Below are 16810 nucleotides of genomic sequence, written 5' to 3'. Positions count from 1 at the left end.
TAGCATAGTTGTAGAAAAATCGCACAAAAATCCTTTCAGTCTTACGGTTTAACGAGTATAATCACGCCGTTTTTACTTTATATTACTTAAAACAAAGGACTTAATAGCGAATGGCTAAAGAAGACAGTATTGAAATGCAGGGCACGATTTTAGAAACCCTGCCGAACACCATGTTCCGCGTAGAACTTGAAAACGGTCATATTTTAACGGCGCACATTTCCGGCAAAATGCGCAAAAACTACATCCGTATTTTAACCGGCGACAAAGTTACAGTGGAAATGACGCCTTACGATTTAACCAAAGGTCGTATCGTATTCCGCGCCCGATAAACCGATGATAGAAATCCCGGAACCGAACGGCTTCCGGGATTTTTCTTTTAAGCCTGATGAATGTTTTTTAGCATTTTCCGCTTAATCCACTCGCCTAAAATGCGCATGATCAGCAACAACAACGCCAATCCGTAAAGCGGTTTATCGCCTAACGCCGCATAAGGCGTTTGCCCTTCCGTCGGCGCAATGCGCGCGGTTAGTGCGGTTTCTTCAAATTGCGGCGCCGAGCTGATAATTTTCCCCCGGGCATCAATAAATGCCGTCACGCCCGTATTGGTGGCGCGGATTAGCGGTTTACCCAATTCCAACGCCCGCATTCGCGCCATTTGAAAATGCTGCCAGGGGCCGTGGCTGTCGCCGAACCACGCGTCATTAGAAACGGTTAACAGAAAATCCGTGTCCTTTTTCAGATTCGCCTGTAATTGAGCGCCCAAAATGATTTCATAGCAAATCGCCGCGTTAAAACGATGATCTTTCGTCAGCAAGGATGGCTGAATTTCCTTACCCTGCTGGAACGCCGACATCGGCAGATTAAACACCGAACCGAGCGGTCGCAATATCGTTTCCAACGGCACATATTCGCCGAAAGGCACCAAATGGTGTTTGTTATAACGCGGCGCGCTTTCCGGCTGATAGCCTTCATTCACCAGCACAATGGAGTTAAACAGCTTTCCGCCGTTCTCATTCTGATAAACCGAACCAATCATCACTTCGGTTTTGCTGTCTTTCACCGCCCGTTTCAGTTCATCAAAAAACGGCTGAATGCGGTTTTCCAATGCCGGCAATGCGCTTTCCGGCAGGATGATCAAATCCGACTTACCGAGATGCTCGCTAATCAGGCGTCCGTAAATTTTCAGCGTGGCATCCAAATAAGCCGGATCCCATTTCAGATTTTGCGCAATATTTCCCTGCGCCAGCGTGACGGTCATGGCTTTGTCTTCAACCGGTTTGACATAATTCACGCTTGAACTGAGCGAAGCCAATCCCGCCACAACCAAGAGCAAAATTCCGTTCGCCGCGGCAACATTGATTTTACGCGGCGAGGTTAACAGCGCAGAAACGACGGTAAAAACGACCGCACTTACCCACATCACAAAGAATGTTAATCCGGTGACGCCGAAAATCGGCGCAATGCCGGCAAAAGGCGTATCAATTTGCGTGTAACCGAACTGCAACCACGGGAAACCGGTCAATATCCAACCGCGCAGAAATTCCGTGAACGTCCACAGCACGGGGAACATCATTACGGAACGGACTTTAAAACGTTGAATTAAATAAGCGAATAAAACGGGATATAAAGATAAATACGCCGCCAGCAGCAGCACTAAAATATAACTCAACCACAAAGGCGAACCGCCGAATTGGTGAATGCTGACATGCAGCCAGGCGGTGCCGACGGCAAAAAAGCTCAGACCCCATAAAAAAGCCGCCCAAAGTGCGGTAGATTTTTTCGATGTTTTTGCCGCATACAGCAAACCGAGCAGCGAAATATAGGCGCAAATCCAGTAATCGTAGGGAGAAAAAGCCAAAACGCCGAGAACGCCTGAAATCGACGCAATAAAATAAGGCAATAAATTTTTCATACAAATCCAATAAAACACAAAACGGTTGCTGAATTTCCGTCAAATTCACCAACCGAATAATAAATACGGTCTAAAAATCCGTTGTTTTTAGTCTTCCGGAGTTTCTTCCGGCTTTTCGATTCCCGTCAACTCGTCCGTAACGGTCACCCGCAATTGAATAATGCGGCGGCTATCGGCGGAAGTCACTTTAAAATGAACATTTTCCAGGGTGATTTCTTCGCCCCGTTTCGGCAGATAACCGAACGCCTGCATAATTACGCCGCCGATGGTATCTACTTCCTCATCGGCGAAATGCGTATTGAACTGGGCGTTAAAATCATCAATATCCGTTAACGCCCGCACCGCATAAGTATGCCGGGATAACTGTCGGATATTGGCGACAATCTCTTCTTCGTCGAATTCGTCTTCAATATCGCCGACAATTTGTTCCAGAATATCTTCAATGGTCACCAAGCCCGAAATGGCGCCGAATTCATCCACCACAATCGCCATGTGAAAACGTTCGGAACGAAATTCCTTCAGCATGCGATCCACTCGCTTGCTTTCCGGCACGATCACCACCGGGCGCAGCAACTGTTTCAAATCGAATTCTTCCGGCTTTTCACGCAGAAATTTCAGCAAATCCTTGGCATGCAGAATTCCCCGTACGTTATCGCGTTCATCGGCAATGACCGGAAAACGCGAATGCGCGGTTTCGATGATAATATCCAGGCAGCCCTCTAAATCCTGGGTCTCGTCGATAAACACGATTTGCGAGCGAGGAATCATAATATCGCGAACGCGCAATTCGGCGATTTCCATCACGCCTTCAATCATTTCGCGGGTATCTTGATCGATCAGTTCGTTTTGTTCGGAATCGCGAATCACTTCCACCAGTTCTTCCCGGTTTTTCAGTTCGCCTTGAAAAAAACGACCGAAAAGTGATTCAAAAAAAGATTTTTTCTGTGTCGGCTCTAATTGAGTAACGTTATTCGAGTGTTCGTCTGTCATAATGGAATTTAAAATTTCTGTCGGATTGACGAGCAAAAATTAGCACATTTTACGCGCAATGGCTAGCATAAATCATGTCTCAAGCGGCGAAAAGTGCGGTCGATTTTTTAACAGTTTTTTGTTATACTCGCCCTTCAATTTTACACAGCAATAAGGAAACAACCATGGATCAAATGCCTAAATGCCCGAAATGCCAAAGTGAATTTGTGTATCACGACAGCATCAATTTTGTTTGCCCGGACTGCGCATACGAATGGTCCGGCGAAGAAACGGCGCAGGAAAGCGACGAAAAAATCTGGAAAGACAGCAACGGCAACATATTACAAGACGGCGACGATGTCATTTTAATTAAAGATTTGAAAGTGAAAGGATCGTCCATTGTGTTGAAAAAAGGCAGCAAAGCGAAAAACATCCGCTTAGTGGACGGCGATCACGACGTAGACTGCAAAATTGACGGTCAACCGTTTTCATTAAAATCCGAATTCTTGAAAAAAGCTTAATAACTTCCCATTAAATCAAAAAGTGCGGGCAAAAATTCTTTCGTTTTTTTGACCGCACTTTTTATATCCGAATGGCGTTACTTCACATCCACCGGTTTGACGATTTCGCTCGGATAGCAGCCCAGCACTTTCAGGAAAGAGCTGTATCGCTTCAATTCGTCTAACGCCTGTTTGGTGTCGGGATGATTGATGTTCGCTTCAATTTCCAGATAAAACATTTCTTCCCAAGGTTTGCCGTAAATCGGGCGGGATTCCAATTTTGTCATGTTAATCCGATATTTTTTGAACACCAATAACGCATCCACTAACGAGCCCGCTTGTTGACCGGTCGTCATCAACAACAGCGTTTTTGTACTGATTTGCGGCGAAACGGAAAACGGTTCGCGCGCTACCACAATAAAACGCGTGATATTGTTAGCTTGATTCGCGATATCGGTTTTCAACACGCGCAATCCGTACAATTTTCCCCCGTCTTCGTTGCCCAACGCCGCGATATTCGGTTTATTCAGGCTTGCCACCAATTGCATGGCGTGGGAACTACTTTCGCAATATTCAATATGTACGCGATCCAAGCTGCGAATAAATTGGCTGCATTGCTGAATGACCTGCGGATGGCTGTATAAGGTATCGATTCGGTCGAGATCGGTTTGCTCCGTCACCAACACGCAATGCTTAATCGGATAAGCCAACTCGCCCACTAACGATAAATCCGTATGCTGAAGCAAATCGTATACCTCATTAATGGAACCGGAAGTGGTATTTTCCAGCGGCAACATGCCAAAATCCGCTTCGCCCGACCGCACTTTTTCAAAAATTTGCTCAAAAGAACTGCAACTGAGCTCGATCAGTTGCTTGCTATAACGGTTTGCATAACTGCGCGAAGCCAGATTGGAATAAGAACCGCGTTTCCCCAGGAATGCGATATGAACCGAACTTTCCCGCTGCCGATTAAGTTTATTCTGCAAATAAACCTGCTGCGTCACCACCGAATCTTCAATAATTCGTTGAAAAATTTGCGTAATGTATTGCGGTTCCAGCTGGTAATTTTCATTCTCGGCAAAGGCGATTAATTCCTGCAACAGCTGCTGTTCGCGCTCTTCATCGCGTAACGGTTTTTGGGTTAATTCTTTACTGCGCGCCACCTCAAAGGCCAGACGATGACGTTCTGACAACAGTTTTAACAAACTGCGGTCGATTTGGGTGATTTGTTGGCGAATTTCCGATAAATCAAGTGGCATAAATTGTCCTTTAAAATAAATTTTGCCGATTATAGCACAGGGTTATCGATAAATAATCTCGCCTTTCGGTTCAAATTTCGCCGCATCAATAGGGGAATTTTTCTGGAAATATTCTTTCATTACATCGGCATCAATAAACCCGGTATCCACATAAGCCGGATGCGAAGTAATCACCGGATAGTCGCCGCCCGCCGCACTGTAATTCGGCACGGAAAGACGATATTTTTTGGTTAGATTCAAAGGTTCGCCTTTAATTTTGATGTCATGAATTTTTTTATGTGTGAAATCCACCAGCATACTAATATCGCCGGAAAACTGCGGATAACCGCCCGAATCCACTTCTTTTAACGCCACGACGTTCAGATAATCCTGCAGTTCTTTGCCGGTGAAATCCACATAACTGACCGCATTACCGAAAGGCAAAACTTTAAGAATATCGCGATAGCTGACATTGCCGTCGGCGATGGAATCCCGTACCACGCCGGAATTCACTAAGCCGACATCGGCACCGGTTTTTTGACGCTGCACTTCAGCCGCCAGACGACCGAGATTGGTTTGCTTAAAGCGGACGACAGCGCGATCACCTTCCAGTTTTCCTTTGGTTTCGCCTACTTTGACATTAAGCAGCTTATCGCCCTTGTCCTGATAGGTTTTTAATAACGCCAGCACTTCGGCGTCCTGAGGAATTTCTTCGGTGTAATAGCGGTATTCGGTTTTTCCGTCCGGCGTTTTAATTTTCTGTTTCAGGTTCACAGGAATCAGCTGATAATTGACCAATTTAGTTACGCCGTTTTTAAATTCGAAATCCGCCCGACCTAAAAATTTTCCCCATTCTCCGGCCTGCATAATCCAAGTTCCGTTCTGATAATCCGGCTTACAAGGCTGTCCCGGTCGATAATCTTTAATCCATCCGCCTTTGTCATCGACGCAAACCGTATCATGGCTGTGGGCACCGACAATCACATCAAAAGCGGATTTATCCAGATTGCGTGCCATCGACACATCGCCCGGCGCGTTGGAACCAAACTGACCGTCATAATAATAACCCATGTGAGTCAAAGCGATTTTTACATCCGGTTTTTCATTTTTATTTAATTCCGCCAGCACTTTCTTCGCAGTGGCGGTCGGATCATCGAAACGCACCAGACTCATATACTGGGGATTACCTAACTTCGCGGTATCTTCCGTGGTCAAACCGACTACCGCTACTTTCAGTCCGGCTTTATTCAGCAAAATATAAGGTTTAACCAACGGTTTTCCCGTTTTCGCATTATAAACGTTAGCGCCTAAAAACGGGAATTTCGCCCATTTCTCCTGCATATCGAGCAGTTGCAGCGGATAATCGAATTCATGGTTGCCCAATGTCATCGCTTCATAACCGATGGCATTCATGCCTTCTAAATCCGGACGCGCATCCTGCAAATCCGATTCAGGAATGCCCGTATTCACATCACCGGCATTCAGCACAATCACCGCGCCACCCTTTGCTTCCACTTCTTTTTTAACGCGATCCACTAAGGTTTTCTGCGCGGCTAATCCGAATTCGCCTTTATCATTTTGCCAGAAATGTCCGTGTAAATCGTTAGTATGCAAAATCGTAAACTGGTAGGTTTTATCTTGCTCATACGCCATAACGGCAGTTGAACATAATGAGAACGAAAGTGCGGTCAAAATTAATGAAGTTTTCATAGTAATCTTTCCAATAAAGCTTCAGATAAAAAAAGCCATACTTTTCAGTATAGCTTTTTTCGTTAATCAATATTAAATAAGGACTTGTGCGCCTACAGTATAACCTTGCGGAACCTTCTCTTTGTCTTCAAATGTGGCGAATTCCCAGGCTTCCTGATTTTCTAATAAAGCGCGAAGCAACTTATTATTTAATCCGTGACCGGACTTATAGGCTTTAAATTCACCAATCATGTTGTAACCGCACATGAACAAGTCGCCGATAGAATCTAACATTTTGTGGCGAACCAATTCGTCTTTGAAGCGCAAACCGTCTTCATTTAAGACGCGATAATTATCCAACACGATAGCGTTGTCTAAACTTCCGCCCAACGCCAAACCCTGTGATTGAAGATATTCAATATCTTTCATAAAAGCAAAAGTTCGCGCCCGGCTGATTTGTTGTACAAATTTCTGCGCTGAAAAATCAAGGCTGTAAGTGCTCAGATTCTTTGTAATTGCCGGATGGTTGAAGTCAATCGTAAAGTTCAAACGGAAACCGTTATAAGGCAAAATTTCCGCCCATTTATCACCGTCTTCAACACGTACTTTTTTCTTCACACGAATAAATTTCTTCGGCGCATCCTGTTCTTCAATACCTGCGTCCAAAAGCAAGTAAACGAACGGGCTTGCGCTGCCGTCCATAATCGGGATTTCAGGCGCATCCACTTCAATAATAACGTTATCAATGCCTAAACCCGCCAACGCTGCATTCAAATGTTCGACGGTCGAAATACGCACGCCTTCGTCATTCACTAATGCCGTACAAAGCATCGTATCGCGCACGGCTTTAGCATCCGCCGGGAATGATACCGGCGGATTTAAGTCTGTACGGCAATACACAACACCCGTATTAGCTGCTGCAGGGCGTAAGTTTAAGGTAACTTTATTACCGCTGTGCAGACCAACACCTGTCACTTTAATGCTTTGTTTTAATGTTCTTTGTTTAATCATAGATTTTCTCTTACATAATCTTTAGGATTATGAATTAACATGATTATTGGTTGTTTCCGCGTAAAAACGCAGGTTTAAATAAATCGTTATTATTGCCCAATTGAGTCGGGCGAGCCGGGGTTGGTTCGGATTGTGTCTGAGCAACATTTTCCGCAGCAGATTGAACGTTGGCTGTCGTGCCCTGTACCGAACGAGCAACCGGCGCCAACTGTGCCGTCGGTTCTTCATTTGCTCCGATACCCGTCGCTACAATCGTAACGCGAATTTCGTCAGTCATTTCAGGATTCAGACTGGTACCCACAATTACAGTCGCTTCATCCGAAGCAAACGATTTAATCGTATCACCGATTGTTTCATATTCATCTAAAGTCAAATCCAGACCGGATAAAATGTTGACAATAACACCGCGCGCACCGGTTAAATCCACATCTTCCAATAACGGACTGGCCACCGCTTCGTTCGCAGCTTTTTCTGCGCGACCGCTGTCTTTTTCACCTTGTGCAATACCCGTTCCCATCATGGCACGGCCCATTTCGGACATCACCGCTCGCACATCCGCGAAGTCCACGTTAACCATACCAGGCGTTGTGATCATATCCGAAATACCGGTTACCGCATTGCGTAATACATTATTAACCGCAGCAAAGGCATCCAATAAAGAGGCGCCTTTCGGCAGAACCTTCTTCAACTTCTCATTAGGAATCACAATCAATGAGTCAACATATTGAGAAAGCGCTTTAATGCCTTGTTCCGCAAATGACATCCGTTTTTTCCCTTCGAACGAGAACGGTTTTGTCACGACCGCTACGGTGAGAATACCTAATTCTTTCGCAACCTGTGCAACGATTGGTGCCGCCCCTGTACCGGTACCACCGCCCATACCCGTTGCGATGAATACCATATCGGCACCTTCTAACATTGAACGAATTGCGTCTTTATCTTCTTCCGCCGCTTTTTGTCCGATATTCGGATTTGCGCCGGCACCAAGACCGCGGGTTGTTTCCGCCCCGATTTGAACTGTTTGTTGAACCTTGCTTTTGCGTAACGCCTGGGCGTCAGTATTGATGGCATAGAAAATAATCTCACCATGTTCATCATTGGTATAGATGCTTTCGCCTACAAACTCACCACCTTGCTGAACCATTTGTTCAACCATATGGTTTACGGCATTACCGCCGCCACCGCCGACACCAACCACTTTGATCAGCGTGCGACCCACTTCATCATCAAAATCATATTGTACAGGTTCAAACATTTATACTCTCCGTCAATGCTAAACAGGGCTAGCACGTAAATTATTCTGAAATTCTTCCTATTGTAGATGAAAATTACAAAATATCAAAATTCTGACCGCACTTTATTGCCAATTTTTTTAATTTTACTCCAAATCGAGCCTAAAAGACTATCTTCGTCATTCACACTGCCAAAAATAGGTTTTGTTTCTTCATCATTGTGATGAGTATACTGCAATAATCCTAATACCGTAGCATATTGAGGTTTATTTACGTAATCGGTTAACCCCGTAATATTCAGCGGGCTGCCGACTCTAACGTGTAAACCGAAAATATCCGTTGCGCATTTCGCAACATCATCCATTTGCGCACCGCCGCCGGTTAACACTACACCGGCGATCAAATCATGCTTAATGCCTTTTACGGTCAGGTCGTTGCGTAAATTAATCAACTCGTTTTGTATAACTTTTAATAAATCACCGTAACATTTTGACGTGACGTCAACAATTTGCGCTTTCGTGAATGTACGGGACGACGTTCCGCCCAGTCCTGCTACTTCGACCTTCGTCTTAGCAAAATGTTCAACTAATTCTTGCGACGGATTGACCGCACTTCCGTAATTAATTTTAATACTCTCCGCTTCATTGCGTGAAGTCGTTAAACTCTGCGCCACAAAATCCGTAATATCATTACCGCCGTAAGGTACCACTTTGCTGTAACGCAACGCACCGTTGGTATAAACCATAATATCCATGGAACCGCCGCCAAAGTCAATCATACAGACGCCGAGGTCTTTTTCGTCTTCGGTTAATACGGAATAAGTTGAAGCCAAACCGGAAAATACGACGTCATCAACCTTTAACCCGCAGCTTTCCACGGCTTTTTGTAAATTGGTCAACCATGCCTGCTGACAGCCGATCAAATGCGCCTGCGCTTTCAAACGCACGCCTTGTAAACCGAGCGGACTTTTTATATTGTGTTGCTTATCTACGGCGAATTCTTGCGGAATAACATGTAATAACGACAAACCGTCAGGCAGTTTGACCGAACTTGCCGTGTGCATGGCGGAATCAATTTCATCTTGCGTCACTTCGCCGTTGGCAATAGGCACAAAGCCGCTTTCGTTGAAACTCTGAATATGTTCGCCGGTGATGGCCAATGTCACGGATACAATCTGGCAATCCGCCACCGATTCCGCATTTTCAATGGCGCGTTGAATAGAACTCACCACGGCGGATAAATCCGTAATACTGCCTTTATCAATGCCTTTTGACGGACTACTGCCCACCCCTAACACATTCACCACACCATCGGGTAGTACTTCACCGACTACCGCGACCACTTTGGTCGTGCCTACTTCTAACCCAACGATAGTTTTTGATTCCACAATTTTTGCCATGTTACTTCGCCTAATTTATCTCTATAAAATTCACTGCCGCCCCGACTTTATAACGCAAATCCACATAATTAATGCGTTTATTTTCAGGTACTTCAATTTGCGGATAAATCGTGACAAACCGATCAATTTTCGATTTCCATTCGCCACGTCCCAATTTTAAGGTAATATCGTTATCCAATGTGATATCCCAAGAACCGCGTTCATCAATTGCAACGGATTTTAAATTTAAATTTTTCGTTTTTAGTTCGTTAAAAATCTTATTCCAGGCATCCCACACCACTGCGCTCTGATAATCCGGCCCGAATAAACGCGGCATATCTTTTTGTTTCAATTTTTCTAACGGCAATTTAAATACCGCACCGTCACTGGAAAGAAACCGATCGTCATTCCAATAAGCAATCGGCGTATATTCGGACACAAAAATACTCAGTCTGTCCGGCCAGATTTTACGTACCACTGCGCCTTTCACCCAGGGCATAGACTGAATTTGCTCGCGTACTTTATCCACATCCTGCCCGAAAAAGCCTTTTAAGTCGCCCATCTTAATAATAAGATCGCGCACATCGGCATTCGTGGTAAATTTCGGCGTACCCAATAAAGCAAAAGAACTGATCGGTTTATCGTCTAATTTTTCCAACCAATTCTGCCAATTTGAATATGCATAATACAATATGCCAACGCATAATAACACAAGCAAGGGCTTCACTTGAATCAGGCTGCGCGCCTTAAAATCATGAGTCCTTGCTTTTTTGACCGTGTTTTTGCGTTTGATCACTGCCATTAAACGCTAAGCTCCAAAATTTTCTCAACCAGTTTTTCGAAGGAATAACCCACTGTCGCCGCCGATTTCGGGAACAAGCTGTGACTTGTCATGCCCGGCGTGGTATTCACTTCAACCAGGCGGAAATTGCCTTTTGCATCCGTCATAACGTCAATGCGGCTCCAACCGCGACATCCCACCGCATCATAAGCGCGTTTTACCAGATTTTTCAATTCTTCCCACCGCTCGTCGCTCATCGGCATCGGACAAATGTATTGGGTATTATCGGAAATATATTTCGCATTATAATCGTAAAATTCGCCTTCCGGCACAATTTGCACCGCCGGCAACACTTCACCGCCTAGTACGGGAACGGTTAATTCATCGCCGGATAACCATTCTTCAATCAAAACAATATCGTCAAATTCTAAGGCAAAATCGACCGCACTTTTTAATTTATCCGCCGAATCCACTTTGGTTAACCCGACACTTGACCCTTCGCGCGACGGTTTCACCATTAACGGCAAGCCTAAACGCGACACAACGGCTTGCGGATCCAAGGAAAGTGCGGTCGATTTTGTCACAATTTCCATATCGGCAATCGGCAAACCGAAGCCTTTCCACAACATTTTGGTACGCATTTTGTCCATCGTTAATGCGGAAGTCATCACGCCGCAACCGGTATACGGCAATCCGATTTGTTCCAATACGCCCTGAATCACGCCGTCTTCGCCGCCGCGTCCGTGTAAAATATTAAAGGCGCGATCAAATCCCTGTTCTTTCAAACGGGCGACGGATGTTTCTTTCGGATCTACCGGATGCGCGTCGTATCCTTGCGAACGCAACGCTTCCAATACCGCCGCTCCCGAATTTAACGACACTTCTCGTTCCGATGCGGTTCCGCCTAATAATACGGCAATTTTTTGTTGTTTTAATGGTTTCATTCTTTCTGTCCAAACTCCGCATAAACCCTCGGTTTATGCCACATGATTACGGGTTATCTTAAAGCGCGGAGAATTCCGCGTCGCCGGCGTTACGCTCTCGTCCAATGTTCCACCAAATTACGGGACAAACGACTGACATTTCCCGCGCCTTGCGCCAAAATTAAATCGCCGTCCTGAATAATCTGATCAATCACTTCCGATAATTGCGCGTGATCCGCGACAAAAATCGGATCCACTTTACCTAAATTACGAATTGAACGCGCCAAGGAACGGCTATCCGCTCCCGCAATCGGTTGTTCGCCCGCCGGATACACGTCCAACAAAATAAGTACATCCACCTGCGAAAGCACGCGGACAAAATCATCAAAAAGATCACGGGTACGACTGTAACGGTGCGGTTGAAAAACCATCACTACACGTTTATTTTCCCAGCCCGAACGCGCCGCCTGAATCGTTACGCCCACTTCCGTAGGATGATGTCCATAATCATCCACTAACATGACTTTGCCGTTCGGACGAATAAATTCGCCAAGCTGATCGAAACGACGTCCCGCACCCTGGAAATCCGCAAGTGCGGCTAAAATCGCTTCGTTTTCAATGCCTTCTTCTTTTGCCACAATCAACGCCGCCGTGGCGTTCAGCGCATTATGCTTACCGGGCACATTTAACAAAATATGAATGCGTTCGCCTGTCGGCGTAATCACGTCATAATGTCCTTGAAAGCCGGTTTGTTCATAATTTTCAATACGATAATCGGCTTTATCGCTGAAACCGTAAGTAATCACCTGGCGCCCTACTTGCGGTACCAATTCCATTAATACGGCGTCGTCCGCACACATCACGGCTAAACCATAGAACGGCAAATTATGCAAAAAGTTCACATAAGTACGTTTCATTTCATCAAAGTCGCCATGGTAAGTATCCATATGATCCGGCTCGATATTTGTCACCACGGATACCATCGGCTGTAAATGCAGAAACGATGCGTCGCTTTCGTCCGCTTCTGCAATCAAATAACGGCTCGCACCGAGATAAGCGTTGGTTCCCGCCGATTTAACCAGTCCGCCGTTGACAAAAGTAGGATCCAGCCCCGCCTGGGTATAAATCATCGAAATCATCGCCGTGGTAGTGGTTTTACCGTGCGTGCCGGCAATGGCGATACCGTGACGGAAACGCATAAGTTCCGCCAACATTTGCGCGCGCTGAATAACAGGAATCCGTTTCTCATGAGCGGCAACCACTTCAACATTATCGGGTTTAATGGCACTCGATACCACCACGACGCTGGCTTTTTCAACGTTTGAGGCCGCATGCCCGATAAAAATTTTGGCGCCCAGAGAAGACAAACGGCTGGTCACGGCATTTTCCGCAATATCGGAACCGGTAATGTCGTAGCCTTCATTTAAAAGTACTTCGGCAATACCGCCCATTCCCGCGCCGCCGATTCCCACAAAGTGAATCTGACGCACACGACGCATACCCGGCACCATTTGTCTGATTTTATCCTGTCTTTTCTTCATTATATTTATCTCATTGTTTTAATTAGCATTTTCAATAATTACATCCGCGACGCGCTTCGCCGCTAACGGCGTTGCCATGGACTTCGCCTTCATCGCCATCTCGCACAAAATTGCGCGATCCAAATTATCCACTAAGTTTACCAAAACTTCGGGGCTTAGGTCAGCCTGTTCGACAATTTTTGCCGCGCCGACATCGGCCAGATATTTTGCATTGAGGAATTGCTGACGATCTTTATGCTGAAACGGAACAAAAATAGCAGGCGTGCCGACGGCGGCCAGCTCGCACACCGTTAACGCCCCCGAACGGCAAATCACTAAATCCGCCCAAGCGTAGGCGGCGGCCATATCGTCAAAAAACTCCGTAATTTTGACCGCACTTTTCGTGTCCACCCCCAGTTTTTGGTAAAGTGCGGTCACATTTTCCACATTTCCGGCGCCCACTTGATGACGTACATCCAGTTTATCGGTTAAACGGGCAACCATCGGCGGCACATTTTGATTTAACACGCGCGCCCCCTGGCTTCCGCCCACAACCAGCAGGCGCAATTTTCCTGTGCGTTCGGCATAACGCTGTTCCGGCAACAGTTCCGCGTATAAAGATTGACGCACCGGATTGCCGACCACTTCCGCCTGAGGAAATGCGCTCGGAAACGCCTGTAGCGTGCGTTTGGCTATTTTCGACAACCAAACGTTGGTCAAGCCCGCCACCGCATTTTGTTCATGCAAAATAATGGGCACACCGCATAATTTCGCCGCAATTCCGCCCGGACCGGAAACGTATCCGCCCATACCGAGCACCGCATGAGGTTGATATTGTTTAATAATTTTACTCGCCTGCAGCACCGCACGAAATATGGCAAAGGGCGCTTTAAGCAATGCGAACAAGCCTTTACCGCGCAAACCGGAAATCTGGATAAAATTAATTTTAATCCCGTGTTTCGGCACCAGCTGAGCTTCCATTCTGTCCGCCGTGCCAAGCCATTGAACTTCCCAACCTTGTTGTTGTAATTGTTGCGCTACAGCAATGGCTGGGAATACGTGTCCGCCAGTACCGCCAGCCATTACCAATAATTTTTTATTCATGGTTATCTCTTTTAAGTTTAATCATCTCGTAAGCGTGCATGTCCGCCGCGCATTAAGCGGTTCTCATGATCGATTCGAATCAACACCGCAATACTGATTGTCATAATGATTAAACTGGAACCACCATAACTGACCAGCGGGAAAGTTAAGCCTTTGGTCGGTAACAACCCTAACGCCATACCTAAATTAACGAATCCCTGAAAGAAAATCCAAAAGCTGATACCGAAAGCAAAAAAGCCTTTAAAGCGTTGTTCCAACTGCAAAGACTCGCGGCCGATTTTCATTGCACGGAACACCAACGCGGAAAGTAAAAATACGATAACCGCGATACCTAAGAAACCGAATTCTTCGCCCACTACCGCCATCACAAAGTCCGTATGGGCTTCCGGCAAATATTCCAATTTCTGAATGGAATTCCCCAAGCCTTCGCCGCTAAATTCGCCGCGTCCGAAAGCCATTAACGAATTTGAAAGTTGAAACCCGGTGCCGTAAGGGTCTTTGAACGGATCCATAAAACCGGTAATCCGCTTCATACGATAAGCGGAAGACAGCACCAGCACGACGAATAAAAACGCGCCGATACCGATTAATCCCACGAACTGCATGATGTGAGCGCCGGCAATGAACAACAAACCGAAAGTGATAACAAACAGCACCACCGTACTACCCAAATCCGGCTGCAACAATAACAACACACCGAATAAGCCCATCACCAGCAACGGCTTGAACGCACTGAGTTTTTTTGACCGCACTTCGTCATAACGGCGGGTAAAATAACTGGAAAGAAAACAAATGAGCGCTAATTTAGCGAATTCCGCCGGCTGAAAATTAAAAATACCGATAGGAATCCAACGGCGCGCGCCGTTAATGGTTTTCCCAATTCCCGGAATCGCAACCGCCAGCAGCAACACAATAGCAATAAGAAACACCAGAAAATAGCGCTCTTCCCATTTTTCCATCGGAATTTTCAGAAAAATATAAAACGTGACAAACGATAAAAAAACGTATAACGCATCACGAACGGCAAAATGAAAAGGATTATTTTCAATTCGCGTCCCTACGGGAATTGAAGCGGACGTCACCATAATAAAGCCGATAAACAGCAAAATCACGAATAACCACAACAACGTGCGATCATACAGCAGATTGCTCGGCGTAATGGTAGTCCAACGCTGCATATTTTCTTTGAATTTCGTTAAAAATGGCATTCGCGCATCAATCCTATAATTTAGCTAAACGCGTGAATTCTTCCCCACGTTTTTCAAATGAAGCAAACTGATCCAGGCTGGCGCAAGCCGGCGATAACAACACCATATCGCCGGGTTTTAACGCAGATCGCACTGCGTTAACGGCTTGTTCCATGGTTTCAAACAACCGGCTTTGATTCGACAACTTAGCCAGTGTCGCGCCGTCCCGCCCGAAACAGTAACAGAAAATTCCGGGTTTATTAATCAATTTTTCCAATTCGCTGAAATCGGCGCCTTTACCGTCGCCGCCCAGCAGTAAATGTAAATTGCCTTCCAAATGTAAACCGGTTAACGCCGCCACGGTGCTGCCTACATTAGTCGCTTTAGAATCGTTAATCCAGCGCACGCCGTCGGCGAAATGAGCCAATTGAAAACGGTGATCCAAACCGCCGAAAGTGCGAAGTGCGGTCAAAATTCCGTGAGTTTTTACCCCGACAGACTGAGCCAGAGCAATCGACGCCAATGCGTTCATATAATTATGACGACCGGAAATTTTCACTTCACTGCACGGCAGAATCACCTCTTGCCGCGCCATTAAATATTGCCGACCGTTTTCCGTTTTCAGCCAATAATCCGCATGATTTTCACCGAAGCTGAGCTGCCGTTTGGCGCTCTGTTTATTATCTTCTTTAGTTAACGAATCTTCCGCATTGATCACGGCGGTTTCGGCGTTCAGATAAATTTTCAGTTTTGCCTGACGGTAATCTTCCAAATCCGCATAACGGTTCATATGATCTTCCGTGACATTTAACACCGTTGCCGCCGCAGCCTTCAGGCTGAATGTGGTTTCCAGCTGGAAACTGGATAATTCCAGCACATACAGATCGCATTCCGTCTCTAATAAAGACAGCGCCGGAATACCGATATTGCCGCCCATTCCCACGCGTAAACCGCCCGCTTTCGCCATTTCCGTCACCAACGCCGTCACGGTGCTTTTGCCGTTTGAACCGGTAATCGCCACCACGGGTTTTCCCTGTTCGTTGGCTTCGCGGCAAAACAGCTCAATGTCGCCGATCACTTCCACGCCGACGGAAAGTGCGGTCTGAATTTCCGGCGTTTTTACCGCCAAACCGGGGCTGATGACAATCATATCGCTAGCGTTCAGCCAATCCTGATTCAAACCGCCCTTGTGCAACGGGATATTCGGACTCAGTTTTTCCGCCCCGGCCGGATTTTCCCGCGTATCAATAACGCGCACATCCGCTTGTTTTTTCAGCAAAAAATCGACACAGGACAATCCTGTTTTACCTAATCCGATGACGGTGACTTTTTTATTTTTATATTCTGCCATGTGGAAATATCCTAA

General features: G+C 46.0%; 15 protein-coding genes. 2 read left to right on the top strand and 13 right to left on the bottom strand.

The annotated features are described in order from the left end of the window. Positions 1-110: 110 nt before the first annotated feature. On the top strand, positions 111-329 hold the full coding sequence (infA, locus tag P7M01_RS03580; protein WP_202936943.1) for a translation initiation factor IF-1: 219 nt from the start codon (positions 111-113) through the stop codon (positions 327-329). A gap of 47 nt (positions 330-376) precedes the next feature. Here the strand turns inward: infA and lnt are convergent, their stop codons facing one another. Together lnt and corC are read right to left on the bottom strand one after the other, a co-directional pair. After that, complete coding sequence (lnt, locus tag P7M01_RS03575) at positions 377-1912, bottom strand: apolipoprotein N-acyltransferase (RefSeq protein WP_317483012.1); 1536 nt, start codon at positions 1910-1912, stop codon at positions 377-379. 87 nt (positions 1913-1999) lie between these two features. Next, positions 2000-2902: a CNNM family magnesium/cobalt transport protein CorC gene (gene corC / locus P7M01_RS03570; RefSeq protein ID WP_202936941.1), complete on the bottom strand. Its 903-nt coding sequence runs from the start codon at positions 2900-2902 to the stop codon at positions 2000-2002. 164 nt (positions 2903-3066) lie between these two features. On the opposite strand from corC, the gene P7M01_RS03565 reads away from it, so the two are divergent. Beyond that, positions 3067-3402, top strand: a complete 336-nt coding sequence (locus P7M01_RS03565; RefSeq protein ID WP_202936940.1) for a zinc ribbon domain-containing protein YjdM — start codon at positions 3067-3069, stop codon at positions 3400-3402. Positions 3403-3479: 77 nt separating this feature from the next. Here P7M01_RS03565 and P7M01_RS03560 read toward each other — a convergent pair whose 3' ends face one another. From P7M01_RS03560 to murD, 11 genes are all read right to left on the bottom strand, one after another. Further along, entirely contained in the window at positions 3480-4640 is a 1161-nt protein-coding gene (locus P7M01_RS03560; protein ID WP_317483011.1) for a chorismate mutase, read from the bottom strand. Positions 4641-4682: 42 nt separating this feature from the next. Next, entirely contained in the window at positions 4683-6329 is a 1647-nt protein-coding gene (gene ushA / locus P7M01_RS03555) for a bifunctional UDP-sugar hydrolase/5'-nucleotidase UshA (RefSeq protein WP_317483010.1), read from the bottom strand. Between the two features lie 72 nt (positions 6330-6401). Beyond that, the gene (gene lpxC / locus P7M01_RS03550; protein ID WP_202936937.1) at positions 6402-7319 is read right to left on the bottom strand and encodes a UDP-3-O-acyl-N-acetylglucosamine deacetylase; all 918 of its coding nucleotides are present in this window, start codon (positions 7317-7319) and stop codon (positions 6402-6404) included. Between the two features lie 43 nt (positions 7320-7362). Next, positions 7363-8574, bottom strand: coding sequence for a cell division protein FtsZ (gene ftsZ / locus P7M01_RS03545; RefSeq protein WP_317476409.1), 1212 nt, complete (start codon positions 8572-8574; stop codon positions 7363-7365). 83 nt (positions 8575-8657) lie between these two features. After that, a complete protein-coding gene (gene ftsA, locus P7M01_RS03540) occupies positions 8658-9950 on the bottom strand; it encodes a cell division protein FtsA (RefSeq protein ID WP_317483009.1) in 1293 nt (430 codons plus the stop codon). Positions 9951-9960: 10 nt separating this feature from the next. Continuing rightward, entirely contained in the window at positions 9961-10731 is a 771-nt protein-coding gene (locus tag P7M01_RS03535; protein WP_202936934.1) for a cell division protein FtsQ/DivIB, read from the bottom strand. Next, positions 10731-11654 carry a D-alanine--D-alanine ligase gene (locus P7M01_RS03530; RefSeq protein ID WP_317483008.1) on the bottom strand — a complete coding sequence of 308 codons (924 nt, stop codon included), beginning with the start codon at positions 11652-11654 and terminating at the stop codon, positions 10731-10733. The genes P7M01_RS03535 and P7M01_RS03530 overlap by 1 nt, the downstream gene beginning before the upstream one ends. An 89-nt stretch (positions 11655-11743) precedes the next feature. Continuing rightward, on the bottom strand, positions 11744-13174 hold the full coding sequence (gene murC, locus P7M01_RS03525) for a UDP-N-acetylmuramate--L-alanine ligase (RefSeq protein ID WP_202936932.1): 1431 nt from the start codon (positions 13172-13174) through the stop codon (positions 11744-11746). An 18-nt stretch (positions 13175-13192) separates the two neighbouring features. Continuing rightward, entirely contained in the window at positions 13193-14257 is a 1065-nt protein-coding gene (gene murG, locus P7M01_RS03520; protein WP_317483007.1) for an undecaprenyldiphospho-muramoylpentapeptide beta-N-acetylglucosaminyltransferase, read from the bottom strand. A 17-nt stretch (positions 14258-14274) separates the two neighbouring features. Beyond that, positions 14275-15465, bottom strand: coding sequence for a putative lipid II flippase FtsW (gene ftsW / locus P7M01_RS03515; RefSeq protein WP_317475076.1), 1191 nt, complete (start codon positions 15463-15465; stop codon positions 14275-14277). A gap of 13 nt (positions 15466-15478) precedes the next feature. Next, entirely contained in the window at positions 15479-16795 is a 1317-nt protein-coding gene (gene murD, locus P7M01_RS03510; RefSeq protein WP_317483006.1) for a UDP-N-acetylmuramoyl-L-alanine--D-glutamate ligase, read from the bottom strand. Positions 16796-16810: the final 15 nt, after the last annotated feature.

The organism is Exercitatus varius, from assembly GCF_029577735.1.
Lineage (GTDB): Bacteria > Pseudomonadota > Gammaproteobacteria > Enterobacterales > Pasteurellaceae > Exercitatus > Exercitatus varius.
Note: the sequence above shows the minus strand (reverse complement) of the source record. Positions and strands in the feature narration are given on the sequence as shown.